Source organism: Pseudomonadales bacterium (assembly GCA_024234435.1).
Taxonomy (GTDB): domain Bacteria; phylum Pseudomonadota; class Gammaproteobacteria; order Pseudomonadales; family Porticoccaceae; genus JACKOF01.
Map to the genome: position 1 here is coordinate 85,783 of JACKOF010000001.1, position 17,660 is coordinate 103,442.

The 17,660-nt window shown below is 50.5% G+C and carries 18 protein-coding genes; 11 read left to right on the plus strand and 7 right to left on the minus strand.

Annotated features, from left to right (window positions below; all coding sequences use genetic code 11):
* Positions 1–12 precede the first annotated feature (12 nt).
* A complete protein-coding gene (gene grxC / locus H7A02_00425; GenBank protein MCP5170719.1) occupies positions 13–273 on the plus strand; it encodes a glutaredoxin 3 in 261 nt (86 codons plus the stop codon).
* Between the two features lie 70 nt (positions 274–343).
* Positions 344–862: a protein-export chaperone SecB gene (gene secB / locus H7A02_00430; protein MCP5170720.1), complete on the plus strand. Its 519-nt coding sequence runs from the start codon at positions 344–346 to the stop codon at positions 860–862.
* A gap of 131 nt (positions 863–993) precedes the next feature.
* Here secB and H7A02_00435 read toward each other — a convergent pair whose 3' ends face one another.
* From H7A02_00435 to H7A02_00465, 7 genes are all read right to left on the minus strand, one after another.
* Entirely contained in the window at positions 994–1,833 is an 840-nt protein-coding gene (locus tag H7A02_00435) for a 2-oxoacid:ferredoxin oxidoreductase subunit beta (GenBank protein MCP5170721.1), read from the minus strand.
* Positions 1,833–3,566 carry a 2-oxoacid:acceptor oxidoreductase subunit alpha gene (locus tag H7A02_00440; protein MCP5170722.1) on the minus strand — a complete coding sequence of 578 codons (1,734 nt, stop codon included), beginning with the start codon at positions 3,564–3,566 and terminating at the stop codon, positions 1,833–1,835. The genes H7A02_00435 and H7A02_00440 overlap by 1 nt, the downstream gene beginning before the upstream one ends.
* 77 nt (positions 3,567–3,643) lie before the next feature.
* Positions 3,644–3,883: a YfhL family 4Fe-4S dicluster ferredoxin gene (locus H7A02_00445; GenBank protein MCP5170723.1), complete on the minus strand. Its 240-nt coding sequence runs from the start codon at positions 3,881–3,883 to the stop codon at positions 3,644–3,646.
* A gap of 81 nt (positions 3,884–3,964) precedes the next feature.
* Positions 3,965–4,294: a hypothetical protein gene (locus H7A02_00450; GenBank protein MCP5170724.1), complete on the minus strand. Its 330-nt coding sequence runs from the start codon at positions 4,292–4,294 to the stop codon at positions 3,965–3,967.
* A gap of 368 nt (positions 4,295–4,662) precedes the next feature.
* Entirely contained in the window at positions 4,663–6,018 is a 1,356-nt protein-coding gene (locus H7A02_00455) for a hypothetical protein (GenBank protein ID MCP5170725.1), read from the minus strand.
* On the minus strand, positions 6,015–6,272 hold the full coding sequence (locus tag H7A02_00460) for a DUF2249 domain-containing protein (GenBank protein ID MCP5170726.1): 258 nt from the start codon (positions 6,270–6,272) through the stop codon (positions 6,015–6,017). Before H7A02_00460 ends, H7A02_00455 begins: the two co-directional genes overlap by 4 nt.
* A gap of 43 nt (positions 6,273–6,315) precedes the next feature.
* Positions 6,316–6,753 carry a hemerythrin domain-containing protein gene (locus H7A02_00465; GenBank protein MCP5170727.1) on the minus strand — a complete coding sequence of 146 codons (438 nt, stop codon included), beginning with the start codon at positions 6,751–6,753 and terminating at the stop codon, positions 6,316–6,318.
* A 372-nt stretch (positions 6,754–7,125) separates the two neighbouring features.
* Between H7A02_00465 and H7A02_00470 the strand changes: the two genes are divergently transcribed.
* The 9 genes from H7A02_00470 to H7A02_00510 all read left to right on the plus strand — a co-directional run bounded on the left by H7A02_00470 (position 7,126) and on the right by H7A02_00510 (position 17,646).
* A complete protein-coding gene (locus H7A02_00470; GenBank protein MCP5170728.1) occupies positions 7,126–7,854 on the plus strand; it encodes a TetR/AcrR family transcriptional regulator in 729 nt (242 codons plus the stop codon).
* A gap of 81 nt (positions 7,855–7,935) precedes the next feature.
* Positions 7,936–9,291, plus strand: a complete 1,356-nt coding sequence (locus tag H7A02_00475; GenBank protein MCP5170729.1) for a 2-hydroxyacyl-CoA dehydratase — start codon at positions 7,936–7,938, stop codon at positions 9,289–9,291.
* The gene (locus tag H7A02_00480; protein MCP5170730.1) at positions 9,288–10,472 is read left to right on the plus strand and encodes a 2-hydroxyacyl-CoA dehydratase; all 1,185 of its coding nucleotides are present in this window, start codon (positions 9,288–9,290) and stop codon (positions 10,470–10,472) included. The genes H7A02_00475 and H7A02_00480 overlap by 4 nt, the downstream gene beginning before the upstream one ends.
* 19 nt (positions 10,473–10,491) lie before the next feature.
* Positions 10,492–11,307, plus strand: coding sequence for a 2-hydroxyglutaryl-CoA dehydratase (locus tag H7A02_00485; GenBank protein MCP5170731.1), 816 nt, complete (start codon positions 10,492–10,494; stop codon positions 11,305–11,307).
* Positions 11,304–12,134 carry a hypothetical protein gene (locus tag H7A02_00490; protein MCP5170732.1) on the plus strand — a complete coding sequence of 277 codons (831 nt, stop codon included), beginning with the start codon at positions 11,304–11,306 and terminating at the stop codon, positions 12,132–12,134. Before H7A02_00485 ends, H7A02_00490 begins: the two co-directional genes overlap by 4 nt.
* Positions 12,135–12,543: 409 nt before the next feature.
* The gene (locus tag H7A02_00495; protein MCP5170733.1) at positions 12,544–13,167 is read left to right on the plus strand and encodes a hypothetical protein; all 624 of its coding nucleotides are present in this window, start codon (positions 12,544–12,546) and stop codon (positions 13,165–13,167) included.
* 29 nt (positions 13,168–13,196) lie between these two features.
* Complete coding sequence (locus tag H7A02_00500) at positions 13,197–14,237, plus strand: respiratory nitrate reductase subunit beta (protein MCP5170734.1); 1,041 nt, start codon at positions 13,197–13,199, stop codon at positions 14,235–14,237.
* Positions 14,234–17,119 carry a molybdopterin-dependent oxidoreductase gene (locus tag H7A02_00505; protein MCP5170735.1) on the plus strand — a complete coding sequence of 962 codons (2,886 nt, stop codon included), beginning with the start codon at positions 14,234–14,236 and terminating at the stop codon, positions 17,117–17,119. The genes H7A02_00500 and H7A02_00505 overlap by 4 nt, the downstream gene beginning before the upstream one ends.
* Entirely contained in the window at positions 17,116–17,646 is a 531-nt protein-coding gene (locus H7A02_00510; GenBank protein ID MCP5170736.1) for a molecular chaperone TorD family protein, read from the plus strand. The genes H7A02_00505 and H7A02_00510 overlap by 4 nt, the downstream gene beginning before the upstream one ends.
* Positions 17,647–17,660: the final 14 nt, after the last annotated feature.

A 17,660-nucleotide genomic window follows, 5' to 3' on the forward strand; every position in this document is an offset into this window, starting at 1 on the left:
GAGAGCTTCGTATTGGCTGAAGTTACTGTATACAGTAGCCGGTATTGTGGTTACTGTCGTGCCGCGAAAAAATTTCTTCGCGACAAGGGCGTCACTTTTAAAGAGATTCTGGTGGATGCAAACCCCGAATTGAGAATGGAGGTTATCCGGAAAAGCCAGCGGCGGACAGTTCCTCAAATATGGATAGGAGATACCCATATTGGTGGTTTTACTGATATGCAGGAAATGGAACGCAGTGGCAAATTGGATAAACTTTTGCAGGGCGGGGCTTGAAGTGGATCGGATAGTCCTTATATAGCTTTATCTACATCAAAATAATTGCGATATATAAAGAGGCGGGAGCATGGCTGAAGAAAATAATGATGCGCAGGCAGGGAATCAGGTTGACCAGACCGGCCCCCAGCTGGCACTTCAAAAAATCTATTTGAAAGATCTGTCGTTCGAGTCCCCGATGGGTGCCAAGGCTTTTACTGAAAAGCTCAACCCAAAGGTGAATCAGGATTTATCCACCAAAACTGAAAAAATCAGTGATAATCAGTATGAGGTCACACTCACTGTTACGGTAGCTGTAAAGAATGGGGAAGACACCATATATCTGGTGGAAGTTCAGCAGGCAGGTCTGTTTGCCATAACCGGTATCGAGGGGCAGCAGTTGGCACAGGTGTTGAATACTCACTGTCCGGCGACACTATTTCCTTACGTCAGGGAAGTCATTGACAATGCCGTTGTCAAGGGTGGATTCCCGGCGCTGGCTTTGCCGCCCATCAATTTTGATGTTTTGTTTTCTCAGGCGATGATGCAGGCGAAGGCCAAGGCCGAGCAGGAGAAAGCGGGTGAGTCTTCTGTCGAGACAGCTCACTAAGTATTTCATACCGCGCCCTTTGAGGGGCGCGTTTCGGCGGTCGGTTGAAAACAGCTCTGGCTTGTCACATGTTCAGCCTGAATTCGCAGGCATGTCTTGGTCTGGCATCAACTCGAAAATGTAAATCAGAACTATATTTCAAATTGACTGGTAAAGTCGTATTCGCCAGTCATTTCGTTATTCTGGGTTAACTTAAAGGCTTTGCGTTTTCCCTTATACAATATGCCAGTATTAAACCCGTCATCCAGCATCAGCCGTTTCGCTGCTACACCCAGATCAGATGTAGGTTCAACAGAAACCTTCCGCACCATATTGCGCCACTCTTTCTGATCTGGACGATAGGTGACACATGGGCTCAATATCTGAACAAAAGCAAACCCAGGGTAGGTGATAGCTTCTTCAATAATTGCCGCTGTACCTTTCGGGTCTCCAGCGAACGTGCGCGCCAGAAAGTTTGCGCCTGATGCGAGCGCAATGACCAGAGGATAAAAAGGGCTGACACCTGTTCCGCCGGGTGTTAGCGCGCTATCTCGTGAAGGGTCGGTGGTTGGTGAAGATTGTCCTTTGGTCATGCCGTACACCTGATTGTCCATGACGACATAGGTGATATCCATGTTCCGACGGCAGGCATGCACAAAGTGGTTGCCGCCAATGGAAAAGCCGTCACCATCCCCACCTGTGCAGATAACAGTCAATTCGGGTCGTGCAGCCTTTAAGCCAGTTGCGGTTGCCAACGCGCGACCGTGAACGCCATGAAATCCATAGGTCGAGGTATAGGCGGGGATACGTGAGGAGCATCCAATCCCCGAGACGACAGCAACATTCTCGGGTGGTAGTGACAGGCTTGCCATGGCTTTGGTTAATGCCAGCAAAACAGAATAGTCGCCACAACCGGAGCACCATACGGGTTTGATATCGGATTTGTAATCGGAAGCTTCGCGAGCAACTTGACAGGCGATAGAAGTATCCATTATTGAGTCCACGCTTTGATCTTGTTGACAATTTCGCCCGGGCGAATAGTAATGGGGCCTGCCCGGCGCAGGCTGTTTATTTCACCAGGTAGTTCGTAGTGGGCTTTGAGGAAGCTGAAAAATTGACCGGAGTGGGTTTGCTCAACGACTGTGATCCTTTCCACGCCTCGCAGTATTTCAGCCATTTTTTCCGGCTGAGCTGGCAGTATCAGACGTACCGCAATCAGCCGGACTTTGATCCCCTCTTGTCGTAAACGACAGGCAGCTTCGCGTGCAGCGCCAGTCGTAGATCCCCAGGTAATGATTGCTGTATCACCTTCGCCCTCTATATCAGCCCAATAGTTGCCATAGTCGAAACTGGTGAGTTTTCGCAGACGTTTGTCCATCTGTTCTGCGTGGTGTTCGTTTTTGGTCGAAGGTGTTCCGACTGGACTGTGCTCCAGGCCATCTGCGGTGTATTGGCCGCCGGGGGTGCCGGGTATGGCCATTGCAGAAACGCCGCTATCCGTTATGGCGTAGCGTTTGTAGTCGCACGGCTCCCCGGAGTTGTTCAATACCAGTCGCTGGGTGTTAAAGCTAATATCTGTAGGGCGGTGTATTGCGGCTTTGGACTGGCCCATAAATTGATCAGACAGTACGATAGCTGCGGTTTGCAAGGACTCTGCCAGATGGACAGACCACTGTGTGGTTAAAAGGCAGTCGTCGACTGACGTTGGTGCCAGTACCAGATGTGGCGCATCGCCGTGCAGTCCGTAAACGGCTATATTCAGGTCGCTTTGTTCCGATTTTGTAGGCAATCCGGTGGAGGGGCCACCGCGCATAACATCCACGACGACGACGGGCACTTCAGCGGCCACAGCGAGTCCTAGGCTCTCTGTCATCAGCGCCAGGCCAGGGCCAGAAGTCGCTGTCATGGAGGGCACTCCCCCGAAGGAGCCGCCAATCGCCATGTTGATCGAGGCCAGTTCATCCTCAACCTGTATTAATGATCCTCCCAGCTTGGGTAGCGCAGGTGACATCCATTCTAAAACTTCAGTGGCAGGGGTTATTGGGTAGGCGGCGACGAAGCGAATGCCGCCTTTCATTGCCCCCCATCCGGTGGCTTCGTTTCCCGAAATAACCAGTCGCTCGCCCTGTGCCGGTTGCGGAAATTCGGCTCTGGTAATTGTGGGAAGTTTGCGGGCAAGTGTCCGTCCAGCTTCAACAGCTTGCAGGCAGCTTTCAATGGTCTCCGGTCCCTTTTTTCTCAGCTTCTCTGTTATTGTTCTTGATAGTGTTGCTTCAGGAAGTGAGATCAAGCTTGCCAGGATACCGAGCGCAACCATGTTGGGCCGACCATTTTTTGTTTCAGTGGCGGAGCTGGCAATAGGTAGTTGTAGAATCTGTGCGCCCGACTGCGCCATAACGTCTGGTACATCACCCGCATGGCTGTCACAAATTATCCAGCTGTCTGTTGTCAGGGGGATTTCGGATGCAAAGCGCTCAATGTTCAGCCAGTCGATAGCAAGAAAAACTTTAAAGTAATCATCCGGACTGGAAGATGGCTCTGCCGTTAATCGCACCATTGCAGCGGATTCCCCGCCACGGATTTGAGGGCCCAAAGTTCGTGTAAATGTGCCAAACCAGCCTAGTTTTGCCGCTGCATTGAATAGCAGGTTGCCGACAGTTAATGCACCTGCACCGCCGCTCCCTGCGACGGCAACAGACACTGAATTAACGAAAGTTTCTGTCATAAGAAGAATACCTTTGTTGGGCTGCTTTTGTTCGATATGGTTGTCAAAAGCTCCTCAACTTTTATTGGTGGCCTGTTTTAGTGGAGAGAATTATATTTTTCCTGTAATTCCTCTTCCGATTCTCGCCATTCGGGGTCCGGAATAATGCAGTCGGCGAGACACTCCAGTATGCATTGGGGTTCTTCTTTCGCGCCTATGCATTCTGAACACTTCATCGGGTCAATTTTGTAAATATCGCCCTCAGTAATAGCCTCGTTAGGGCAGACATCTATACAGGCGTCGCAACCGGTGCAATCATCAGTAATCATTAAAGCCATGTCTTCTTCCTCTTGATTCGTTGTCGTTAATCTCTCGATTGTCGGTCGGCTCACAGCGGCTGACATCAACGATGTTTTCGCTCAACTTTTACGAACATGAACAGTTCCCCAGCGTCTGTTACTTGCGGTAAGGCCATCGAAACAGAGGGTGCAGTCCTCGTCGAGAGCGTCTGTGTCCGAGTAGACAATCTTTACTTCGTAGCCGATGTCACGATAAGTGTTGGCTATTTCCGAGAGCCTGGGCTCGTCGATAGTGCTTCTGGCGATCCAGCCTTCGGCTTGCAGCGCATTGTTTCTATCTGAATTAGCTTCTCTGGCGGTTGCCGGGTTGCTGCTGCAAGGGCTTGAGCAGGGTGCGCCGCAGCCGAAAGACAGGCTCAGCTCGTTGAGCGGTATCTTTGTTTCAGCCATGGTTACCTCCGTGGAGCTGTGGTATTGAGGTGCTAATCATCGTCGCTTTCCGCCGTTGACTTTCTGTGGCGCTAGCCTGTTCACAGAACTGACCTCGCCTAGATATGAGTCCAACTCATTTTAAAGATAATCCTTTTGTTGCAAATTGGGCAACAAGCACAGAGATAAATTTGGTGAAACTGCTTGTTTTGTGTTTTTTTGTTGATTTTGATCAACAAAATAGAGTGTTTTTTTCTGGAATAGGTGCAGTAACTCAGGGGTGATGATGTTTTTATGAGTTAGGCTCAGTTTTTGGTCCCGGCAACGATTCAATATCCGATGTGTGTGGGTTTTTCCTGTAGCAAAAGGGCGATTGCTTCGGTTGGTAGTTATTCGCTCTGGGTGTCTTGGCGGGAATCTGAATTTGATAGCCGCCGGTATTTCAGGCTGGCGCTGAAGAGGTTGAACGCCATCACGGAGAAGTGTGCCAGCCAGGCTGCCCCCGCTGCCGTGGTTAGTATCTCAGGGGAGGCGGGGATGGACAGGGTGAATAATTGGGCTGTAACAAGGAGGTAAAGTTGTGTTTTTGTTCTTTGTTCGGGGATGAACCCTTTCATGTGGGGAACGGATATTGCGGTTTCGCCGGCTATGGTGCGTTGTGTGTTGATTGCCTGTAAGTGAAACCACAGCAAAAAAGCAGTGATTTTGTATAACATGCCGACGATAACCGGGGTTACAAACGTTGTTGTGTATAAGATGGCGCAAAAAAACCTTACCTGTTCCGCCGCTAGGGGGTCTCTGGCGAGTGATGAAGTCCACCAGCAGGCCAGGGTTGCCAGTAAACCGATACAGGCGATGCGCCAGAATCGCTGATGGCTTTCGCCGATATTTCTGCGCCGATGGTGCTGGAGGTACAAAGTGACCGAGGCGAAGATGGTCAGGGCTGAAGATATTAGCAGGTCGATGACGAGCAAGGCATTTGAAGCAAAAAGTGGGTGGTTTGCAGTGAGTTCCTGATGCCATAAGTAGACGCCCATTCGCAGTATTATCAGTGTAAAAAATACAGGGGCAAGCCAGCGGGTTACTGGTTTTGGGTAGGTGTTGGTGATCTGGAAGAGTGGGACCACCTGATAGGCAACGACGATCATCAGCAAGGTAATCCATCCGAGAATCCCCCATGTTGCGTGAATGTCTGTGCCAAAAGGTCTTTTTAGGGGGGTATATCCAGTATGACCCAGCGCCAAGATGACGCCCCAAGTGACAGTAATCAGTAGCGCTGTCAGCGCCAGCTTCATTCCGAGGATCGACGGGATTTTCGAAGTGGATCTCAGTAGTGCCAGTCCTGTTGCCGCTGCAAAAAAGACGGTGGCAGTTGCGAGTATCAGTGCGGCCGCCTGAAAAAGCAGAGGCAGCCCGAAGAGAAAGGCTGCTATCAGAAGGGTTACGCCCAGCGTCCAGAGAGTGTAAGTGATCCACCCGGTTTGTTTTGGCCGGTTGATGGTGGCGCCCGCCAATACTGGCAGCATTTGCATTTGTGCTCCGAGCATGGTGGTTGTCACAAAGCCCAGCAGCATGCAGTGTGTGAGCGCGAGCGTTTCTGGTGTCCAGCGTGAGTTGAATATGTTTTCTCCAGTCCAGAGCATTATTATCGCTGAGGCGATTCCGAACAGGGGTGCTGACAGGAAAAAACGAAAGGGCGATGAAATCGGGGGGGCCTGCTGTAATGAAAGTCCTGTCAGTTTCATTTGTGATTGTCGCCTTTCAATATTGCGGCGATGTCATGCCGTGCCGCCTGTTGTGCGGCGCTGTCGTTTTCTCGCCACACAAAAACATGGATAAGGCCGCTATGGTTCTGAACTGTCTCTTCGATCATGCCGAGAGCCTCAAGCTCCGGGAAGAGCATGAAGGGCGTATGTGTGTGCAGGAAGTGCAGGTAATCGCCCGGATTCAGTGCTGCCAGTATTTCAACCGCTCTGATGAAGGGTTCAGGGGGTTCCATCTTGCGCGCGTCCAGAAAGAGCGCGCGGTTTTTGTGTGTGTGGTCAGGAGGCACGCTTCATTTGCTCGAGTACGTCGGCTGATTTTTCGGAAAACTGCTCGTCGCTCATGGGGTAGACGATGCCCTCTTCTTTCATGTTGTGTTGTTGCATGGTGATCAATAAGGTCTCGCTGGCCCCGAGAAAGTCATCTTTTGATTTTGAGTCAAGCGCTTGCTGCATTTGCTCGAACAGCTCTCTCATTTGGCCATGCTCCAGCCTCATAACCTGGGTTGGGCCCATAGTCATACCGGTTTTTTCCTCAAGTGCGGGAAAAAGGACGTTTTCCTCCATGAGGAAGTGGAGCTCCATCTCGTTGAGAAATTCTTTGGTTGCTCTCTTTGCCTCTTCCCAGTGTTCCTGGTTGGCCGCCTGCTCTGCAGCTGCAAACATGTTGTCGCAGTGGCGATGGTTATCGGTCATAAAATCGCTGATTGAAGGCATGTTTTTCTCCGCTGTTTGTCGCTAATAATCTTAAGTGAATTTTACAGTCTGTTGTTGCACTGCTTCCTGAATATTGCCTGTTAGTTCGTTCTTTCGACCAGCTTCTCTTGCAATTACTTACATAAATTGAGTTTCACTCACTCACTATTTATATCGTTATTCTATTAATGCTAGAAATTTTTATATCAGGATTTGAGTAATTTAGATGATATATATCAAGAATATTTCAGTTTTTTGGGTGGTAAGCTGGGTTTCAGTTTTTTGAAGTTGACGAAAGTAGCGTGGTGTGTCTAATCTGAAACTGAGCAGCGCTCATATTAGAGCTTGAAAGTATTTATTTGATGACTTCAATCAATTTTTAAGGTTATTGATGTGAAAAACGAACAACTGCCGGTACGGCGACCCAGGGTGGATCGTGAATTAAGAAGAAAGGAAATTGAATCCGCCGCACGGATTGTTTTCTGTGAAAGAGGCTTTGAGGCATCCATGGCGGAAATAGCGGTGTGTGCGGGAGTGGCTGAAGGAACCCTCTACACTTATTTCGAAAGTAAAAAGGATTTGTTGATCAAGGTGCTGGAAAACTGGTACAGCGCCATTCTTCATGAGTTTGAGGAGCAATTGGAAGCAATTAGTGGCTCGCGCAGGAAGGTTTACTACATTATCTGGCGCCACCTGAAGTCGTTAAAGGATGACGCAGCGCTGGCTCGCTTAATGTACTTCGAGGTCCGGCACAGTAACGACTATTTCGGCAGCGCTATTTATGAGTTGAATCGAAAATATACCAATGTATTGGTGGAAGTTTGCGAAGAGGGAATAAAGCAGGGGGAGCTGCGCGCAAATATTCCGGTCAAGTATCTTCGTGATCTGGTCTTTGGAGGGATAGATCACTTGGTATCAGGTTATTTGTATAACAACAAGGACGTCAATATCGGTGTTGCGGCGGAAAGTATTGTATCGCTTATTTTTGACGGAATTGCCCAGGGAGACAGCGATATGTCGTCTCTGGGGGACTGTGTTCGGCGTCTCGAAGCAGTTACGGGTCAGATTGAAGGGGCTGCGTCCGGAAAAAAAGGTAAGGGATTCACAGTCATTGGCGATTAGCCATGCAGCGGGAAGATTGCGGTTCAGCAATTTAAGCTTGAAAAGTAGCCAGTTAACAGGGTTTAGCGAGAGGGTAAAAAAGTGAGTGATGTCGGTGTTAAAGAGAGAGCACGGGATGTTCAGTCAGATTTTGATCAAGGGATAGTTGGTCGAGGTCAGCGGGAGGCGGCAAGGCTTACCAGAGAATGGTTTTCCTCGCTGGACAAGGCTGCTCGAGAGGATAAAAAGGCGGCTTATGTGTTCGTGATGGGAAGCATGAGCGAGGTGTTGCGTACATTTGACTTGCCCATTGTATTTCCCGAAGTGACTTCCTTGCAGTTGGCCGTTCGGGGGATGTCGGAGGAGTTGCTCAAAAAGTCGGAGGACTACGGATATTCCCCCGATGTGTGCGGCTATGTTAAATCTGATGTGGCGCTGCATCTGAGTGGTGGGAACCACCCTATGGGCCGGATTCCGCAAGCCTGCCTTTCCATTGCCACCAATGCCTGTAATACCTATTTCAAGTGGGTGGAAGCCTGGGAGCGAATTTTTGATGCGCCGACGATAACGGTTGATGTGCCTTCAGAGCGAGCCAATGGCTGCAAAAGTATGCCGCAGGATATCGACTACCAGTTTGAAGTTGACTATGTCGCTGGACAGATCAAAGAACTCATTGCCCGGTGCGAACAGATAACCGGGAAAAAATTCGATATCGATAAATTTCGCGAGTTTCTCGCGCACTCCAATACCATGAACCTCTATTACAAAAAAGTATTGGATCTGAATGCCAACACACCGGCGGTATTTAACCATTTGACGGATGGGTTAGCTTACCTCGGGATGGCTAATTGCTACAGAGGTTCCGCTGAAGGCGCTCAATACTTCAAAGAGCTCTATGAAGAAATGAGCTATCGGGTAGAGCATGGCATCGGCGCCATGACCCGTGTGGATGGAAAGCTTGTACCCCTTGAACAGAAATTCCGGCTGGGACTCAGGGGTGTTCCCTGCTATCCCATCATTCGTGAATTTGACGAAATGTTCTCAAAGTGGGGTGGCGTATTTGTGGCCTCCGGTTATTTAACCTGGGCTTCTGGTGGCATGTCCAGACCCTTTGAGTTTGACTTGAATAATCCGATTGAAAGTTTTGCCGAAGGCACTGTTCGCCAGGTTCGCGAAGTGCAGGGCGGCGTGATTTTCGACATGCCGGAAATTGAAAAAAGGAATTCGAGATTCAACCTTGATGGCGTCGTCTATCACGGTGTGAAAAGCTGTAGAACCGCTTCCTCCAGTCTGGCTGACCGGCGTTTCTGCTCCACCGGGGAAAAGGGCTTGCCAATACTGCTGATTGAGTCGGAGCTGGTTGACCCTCGTGCAGTCTCCAAGGCACAGCTGAAGAACCGTGTTGACGCCTTCTTCGAAGGCTTGATTTCTCGCCAGCAAAAGGAGCAAGCAGTATGAATAACAGTGATCGCTTTGTCAGCTCCCTGACGGAAGAATTGGTCGGTAAAAATCTGGACGAAATGTTCATCAGTCTTCGCGATCTGGTCGAGGATGCGGAATACCCGACAGTAAAGGAATGGCGCGAAGGCGGCGGCAAGGTCTTGGGGCATTTTCAGGTCTATTTCCCTGAAGAAATAGCTCATGCTGCCGGTATGCTGCCGGTCAGGATTTGTGGCAGTCAAACCGACGGAGTCGCCGTTTCCCAGCACTTTGGCTCCTACCTGTGCTCCATCCTGAAAACATCGCTGGGACTGGCTCTGGACAAAAACATCGAGCTAGACCTTTTTGTCGGCTTGCCCATTTGCGACGGGGCCAGGAATCTGGCGGGTATCTGGGGCCGAAACTTCCCCTATAAGTCACAAATCCTCCATTTGCCTCAGAACCCGGGTTCCGCTGCCGCACCCGCCTTTTTAAGGCATGAGTACCGGCGTCTAGCCAACGATATTGAAGAAGTAACCGGGCAGCCTATCAGTGATGAATCGCTGAGAAAGTCGATCGAGCTCTATAACTATTCTCGAAAGCTGATGTATCAAATTTATGAAATTCGGCGCGCCGAGCCGTGGAAGCTGTCTGCTGACGAATCGATGGCGTTGATCGCGTCAGCCGGATTCCTGCTTCGAGAGGAGTGGATAGATCTGGCTGAGCTTATTCTGCCCATGATTCGCGAAAGAGAGGCGCAACAGCGCGAGAAAATGAGGGTTGTGCTTGAGGGTGGTTTTTGCGAAACGCCGCCGTTTGATTTCCTGCAGGCTGTATCACGGTCTTGCTACGTGGTTGATGACGATCTGTTCATAGGGCTTCGCTATTTGCTTGACGACGTCGAGACATCCGGCGATCCATTACAGAACCTTGCCGATGCCTACCTCTTTCACTCGTCCTACAGTGCTGTTCAGCATGACGATGACAAACCCAATGAAAAGATGCTGCTGGAGCGCGTCAAAAATGGCAACGCCGAGGCCGTCATTCTGGCTTCAGCGAAAATGTGTGAACCGGGGCTTGATGAACAGGTCGCTTACGGGAAGGAGCTGGATGAAAAGGGTGTCCCCTATTTCATCAGTGAATTTGAAGAAAACCAGACAACGTTTGATGACATTTCCATCCAGCTTGAAACCTTTGTCGAAAACGTGATGTTCGACTGATTCCGAATAGGAGGCATTTATGATTTATACAGCGGGTGTTGATGTTGGATCAACACAGACCAAGGCAGTGATTATTGATTCACATCGGAAAATTGTTGCCCGTGCGTTGACCGACACCGGCGCAAATGTCATGAAAGCAGCTCAAAACGCGTTCAACAGTTCACTTCGTGACGGCCATATCAGCGAGGACGACGTCGCTTTTGTGATCGGAACCGGGTATGGCAGATACAAGGTTTCATTTGGTGACAAGCAAGTTACCGAGATCAGCTGCCATGGTCGGGGCGCGTCGCATATGTTTCCTGGCACGGGGACCGTCATCGATATGGGCGGGCAAGACAGTAAGGCCATACGAGTTGATGAAGGCGGTGAAATTATAGATTTCTGCATGAACGATAAATGTGCTGCAGGCACCGGTCGTTTTCTTGGTGCCGCAGCAAAGGCCCTTGGTTTGCCGCTGGATGAATTGGGTGAGACAGCACTGAAATCCAGTAAGCCAGTAAAAATAAGCACTACTTGTACTGTTTTTGCAGAAGCGGAGGTGTTGTCCTGGCGCGCCAAAGGGAAGTCCATTGAGGATGTGCTTTGGGGCGTACACAAATCTATCGCTTTTCGCTCTTTTGGCTTGCTGCGCCGGGTCGGGATTGCTGGTGAAATTACTTTTACCGGCGGTGTTGCCAAAAATACGGGCATGATCAAGGCCTTGGAAGAACTGCTGGAGTGCAAGCTGAATGTCAGTGAGGACAGTCATTATATGGGTGCTCTCGGGGCTGCATTATTTGCTATGGATGAAGCCGTTTATGGTGAATCGAAAGTGTTGGAGGGAGTGCATTCATGACGTACACAATTGGATTGGATATTGGCTCAACGTATACAAAGGGTTTAATACTCGATCACTGCGGCAATATCGTGTCGAAGTCGATGAGCCCTAGTGGTATAGAGCTGGAGGCATCAACCCAAAATGTGATGAACGATGTCATCAATAAGGCGGGGCTCAATCAGGGTGATATTGCGTACTGCATTACGACGGGATTTGGGCGACACCAGTTTGCGGTCAGAGATACACAAGTGACCGATGTGACGGCTGCAGCACGGGGAGCCAGTTTCCTCTTCCCCGGCACCAGAACCATTCTTGATATTGGCGGACAGACAGTGAAGGCCAGCAGGATTGATGAACACAAGAAGGTGAAGACATTTCGGCTCAATGATAAGTGTGCTTCCGGGACAGGTACTTTCCTGGAGAAGACAGTCCGTTATATGGGTTTTGACACCAAGGACATTGATGGTCTGTTAAAGGATGCCTCCGACGCAGCGTCTATTTCGGGAGTCTGTACGGTGTTTGCCGAGTCAGAGGTTATCAACCATCTCAGTGAAAGTGTCCCGCCAGAAAACATTATGTTGGGTGCCGGATTGTCGTTGACAGGGCGCTCGGTACAGCTTCTCAGGCGCGTGAAAATTGAGAACGAGGTGACCCTGGTGGGTGGAATTCTCCGCTGGGGCAGAATGGTTGAAGCCATCGCCGGTGAAATTGATGTCCACGTCAATGTGCCCGAGGGCGACCTTCCGCAATACACCGCGGCACTTGGCTGTGCCGTGCTCGGTCACGTTCGCCTTAAAACGGCAGAATTTCCTGCAGGCAGGCCTTCGTTTGCCAAAGCGTCATGATGGTTGTGGGTTAAAAATGGATTGGTGGTGTACGGGCGGTGATGCCAGGCGACTGTGCAAGTGTGGGGTTGCGACAAATTGGATTAGATCAGGAAAAGAATCTAATCAGGGCAGCTTGCTGAAGAGTAATGCCGTTGACCTTCATCAAGAGAATTCGTCGGGGGCAGGCGTATGGTGGTTTACAAAGCGTACATAGATATGCACACAAAACGATAAGTTGATAGTAGCTGTTGGGTCATTGTCTGGTTCAGTGCGAGGGTCTTTTCTCTTTTTTGTCGAATAACGTGCCCCGTCAAGCTGCTATGAAAGTAGTCATTTTTACAGGTAATCAATGGGAAAAAAATAGAGCAGACAGTTGAAGTATTGCCGTTGGCCCTATTTGTCTAGAAAGCAAAAAAAGGGGTAAAAAATGGACAGTCGTCGTGTAAAGAACGTCAGCAGTTATTTGTCACCGGTAGCTGATGTCTGGAAGGGGGTTGATGCAGTACAAGTCCGGATGACACCAACACCGCTGGGTATGCAGCCAACGGAATATATCAGGCAGTCATGGCATGACAAGCCTTACGGGAAAGTGGATTCGTTATCTGTCGGCAGTGTTCACGACGGAAAAACACTTGCTCTGAAAATAAGCTGGAAGGGCGTCAGTCCCGATGGCGTGGATTTCCCCGATGCACTTGCAGTGGCTATGCCGATTGGAGAGCCACCTCCTCTGGCTTTAATGGGGATGCCAGACAAGCCGATCCACATTTTACGCTGGACAGCCAACAGTTCTTCTCTTTCATCGATTCTGTCAAAAGGTATTGGACTATCCGACGACGGACCTTCAATTGTGGCTGCTGCAGAGGCTGTAAAGCAGGATGGAAGCTGGCACCTGGTGCTGACGCGACAGCTGGGAGTGGGCAAGAATATCGCTCCCTTAATGGTGGGCAAATCCACGGGAGTTGGATTTGCAGTTTGGTATGGCGCCAATGAGGAACGAGCCGGCATTAAGGCTTTTTCTGTTGACTGGATTAACCTGGCACTGGGTGCGTAGGGGGAGATATGAGCGACAAACAAGTAGCAATGGTAATGGATCTGAACAAGTGTATCGGTTGTCAAACCTGCACGGTGGCCTGCAAACGCCTCTGGACGCGTCGGGAAGGAATGAAGCACCAGTGGTGGAACACGGTTAATTCGCAACCGGGTACAGGAACCCCGCATGGTTGGGAGAACATGGGTGGGGGTTTTAAAAATGGGGTAGCCCAAGCTGGTCACAGGCCTACAGTGGATGAATATGGCAAGGCGTGGGAGTTTAACTATCAGGATGTTTTTTATGGCGGTAAAGATCATGTTCCGCTGACACCGGTAGACGGCGACGCCGATAAAGGGCCGAACTGGGACGAGGATATTGGTGCCGGGGATTACCCTAATGGCTATTATTTCTACCTGCCAAGAATATGTAACCACTGTACCAAACCGGCTTGTCTGGCAGCTTGCCCTCGCAAGGCAATAGATAAACGGGAAGAGGACGGCATAGTCCTTATTGACGAAGATAAATGTCGCGGTTATCGCTTTTGTCAGGAAGCCTGCCCTTACAAAAAGATCTACTACAACGAAACACTTGGCATTTCCCAGAAATGTATTTTCTGTTTCCCGCGCATTGACGAAGGCGTGACCACCGCCTGTTCACGACAGTGTCCGGGCCGGGTTCGCTTTGTGGGTTATCTGGATGATCCGGATGGGCCGATATACAAACTGGTCCACGAGCACAAAATTGCCTTGCCGCTGCACCCGGAGTACGGCACTCAGCCCAATGTGTTCTATGTGCCACCAATGTCGCCACCAACGCTGGATAAAAATGGGGTCGCAACCGACAAGCCGAGAATTCCGATGGAATATCTGGTTTCGCTATTTGGGCCGGAAGTGGAGGAGGTGCTCGATCGATTACAAAAAGAACGGGAGAGAGTCGCCCAAGGGGAGAAGTCGGAAATGCTGGATCTGCTGATTTCCAGAAAATGGCTTGATATGTTTGGCCCGTTTGACAAGCACCCGCGTGAAGTGGGAGGTAACCCGGTACAAATGGTGACTCCGGGAGTAATGACTGGTAAAGGAGGTGTGGCATGAATATCGACCGTCGCAATTTTCTGAAAATGAGTGGCATCGTAGTAGGTGGGCTATCATTGCCCAGCTTTGTTGTGCGTGCTGCAACCAAAGTTTCCCAAGGGGCAATACCCAAATATTCCACCTGGAAGGATATCTATAAGGGGCAGTGGACCTGGGATCGAGTCGTCCGCAGCACCCACTTGCTGAACTGCTGGTATCAGGCGCACTGTTCGTGGGATGTGTATGTGAAGGACGGCCTGGTTTACCGGGAGGAGCAGGCAGCCCAGTATCCGCAGGTCAATGAGGAGCTTCCCGATTTCAATCCACGTGGCTGTCAGAAAGGCTGCTGTTACAGCGAAAGGATGTATGATCAGACCAGGGTGACCCATCCAATGAAGCGAGTCGGCCCTCGCGGAGGTAACCGCTGGGAGCGAGTAAGCTGGGATGAAGCGCTGGATGATATTGCAGAAGCCTATCTCGACGCCGCAGTAAATGAGGGGACAGATACTACGGTCTGGGATCTGGGACCCGGTGTCGATCTGGGTACAGGTATCGCAGCACAGTCGAAATTCAGCATGCTGACCCAGTCGGTGAGTCTGGATATGAACGGTGATATTGGGGATTCCCACCGTGGCTGTGTGGAGATGTTTGGCAAAATCAGCTTCGAGCGGTCAGCCGACGATTACTTCAAATCGGATCTCATACTGTTCTGGGCAGGCAACCCGATCTATACCCAGATTCCACAGGCGCACTTCTTTATTGCAGCGAAATATAACGGCGCGAAAATTATCTCGATAGCGCCTGACTACAACGCTTCTGCGATTAAGTCTGATCTCTGGATTCCGATCAAGCCGGGGACAGATGCGGCACTGGCGCTATCCGTTTGCCGCGAAATTATTGAAGGCGGGCATGTTGATGAAAGTTTTGTTAAGGAGCAGACCGACCTGCCCTTACTAGTGCGCAGTGATACCCGAACATTCCTGAAACAGTCAGATGTAGCGGAAGACGGCGATGAACGTTTCTTTATGTTCTGGGATGCAAAGAAAGACGAGTTGGCCAGTGCGCCTTACAGAAGTCTTGCGCTTGACGGCCTGGATCCGGAGTTGGATGTGCGCACCAAAGTCCGCCTCAATAACGGCAAGAAGGTTGAGGTGCGTAGTGTGTATTCGCTGTTGCGTGAGCGGTTGAAAAAGTACTCGCCGAAAGCAGCGTCAAAAATGTGCGGTGTGCATCCGGATATGATCCGCAGGCTGGTGAAGGAAATCGTCTCAGCGAAAGCGGTTGCCGGCACAACCCAGTCCTGTCTGAACAAGTATTACCACGGTAATCTGATGGAGCGCAGTATTGCCATGATCTATTGTCTGACCGGTAATATGGGGCGGTCAGGTGCCGGTTTTGTCGGTTTCCCATTGCTGACGCCCGATGGCACTGACAAATTTTCGATGACCCCCAATATCAGAGAAGTGCAAAGTCACTTTGCCAAGGTTCAGCCGATCATCGACCAGCGACTGGCGGATGGGGATACCCATGAGATGATCGTCAACGATTTTGGCCGGTCACTGTTCAAGCCGGGTTCCGCACCCATTCGCATGCCACTGTGGGGTTCAGGTGAGTTATTCTGGCAAGTCCACTCGGATATGCCTTCGCTTTCGCGACAATCACAAACCTGGAATTTGGGCATCAAGCGGTCAATCGACGAATATCTCGATGAATCCCTTGATAACAAGTGGCAGCCGTTGCACCCGCCAAGAGAGAGAGAACCCAGACTGCTGTTCAGTATGGTCAGTAATCCTTTGCGCCGTAAACGCAGCAGCCAGCAACTGCTCGATGTGCTCTGGCCCAAGCTGAAAATGGCGGTGGTGCTGGATTGGCGTATGAGTACTACAGCGCGCCACGCCGACTACGTGTTGCCCTGCGCTGGTTGGTACGAACACGCCAATCTGAAGTGGGTAACGACATTGTCGCCATATTTGGTGACCAGCGATGCAGCTGTTCCGCCGCTGGGGGAATCCAAAACCGATTGGGCCATCATTGTATCGTTGTCAAAGCATATCCAGAAGAAGGCGCGGGAACGTGGTATTGGAACCATCAAGAGCTCGCATGGTTTGGATGTTAATCTGGGGCAGCTTTACGAAGATATGACTATGGGGGGTGAGTTCAAGGAGGAAGATAACGAGAAAGTCGCTAAAGCGATTTATGAACTTAGCTCTTCTTTCTCCAAGCAAACCTGGGAAGAAACCCGCGAGCGGGGCATCGCACGTTACGAGAGTGTTTCGGAAGATCCTATTTCCATCGGGAATATGTGCGAGATTCCGGAGAACGATTCGGTTGTACCGTTGACTTTCCACATCCGCGACAAACAGCCGTACCCGACGTCTACCCGCAGAATCCAGTTTTTTGTGGATCACGCGTTGTACGATGAGATGGACGAAGCGCTGGCCTGCCACAAGGAACCGCCGAAAATTGGTGGCGACTACCCCATCATGATGACTGGGGGGCACACTCGCTGGAGTATTCATGGCGCGTGGCGGGACAGCGAAACCATGTTGAGACTGCACCGTCCGGATCCTTACCTGCTGTTGTCGATTGAGGACGCGTCAAAGCGAGATATTGAAGACGGTGACTGGATAAAAGTCTATAACGACACCGGCTCTTATATCGTTCGAGCCAAGGTCGCACCGAGTGTTCAGCCAGGGCAGTCGATTATCTACCATGCCTGGGAGAGCCACCAGTTCCGGGGCAAAACGGATATGAACGCGGTATCGGCATCGCCTCTGAACCCGGTTGAGCTGGCCGGTGGTCACCCTCATCTGGATGCCGGGCTAATGTTTGCCCAGACCGGTGAATTTGACCGCGATACGCGGGTTGAAGTGCAGCGTCTACCGGGAGGGCAACTCGTATGACCAATGACAGCGCTTGTCTGGATGCGGCAGAGCGAAGCGACATATATAAAAGCCTCGCTTCGGCCTTTACCTACCCTCAGGAAGGACGGGGAGCCACCAATGTCAGTGGTGCAGAATATACGTCGGCTTTCGACCCGTCAGTGTCCGAAGGTGCATGCTCGTTGCATGAAGCGAGTTACGTGGATCAGGACCAGAGCTCGCTTTTTGAGGAGCTCACCCGTTTCTATGACTACTTTGGCTTGTCCAGATCTGACGATGCACTATTGCCTGATCATATTGCTGTTGAGCTGGAATTTATGCATTACCTGACATACCTGGAGCAGCAGATGGATGCCTCTAAGTCAGGAGACTTAAAATCCTTGCGGCTTGCGCAGCGTGATTTTCTAACCCGCCATTTGCGGCGTCTTTTGAACGGAGTAAATAACAAGCTGAGGATTGATGTAGCGAAACAATATGAGGATATAGTGCACACAGCTGTTGAATTTGTTAATGCGGAAACAGAATGGCTCAATGACAAGGCAGCCTAGTAGAAATTGACTGT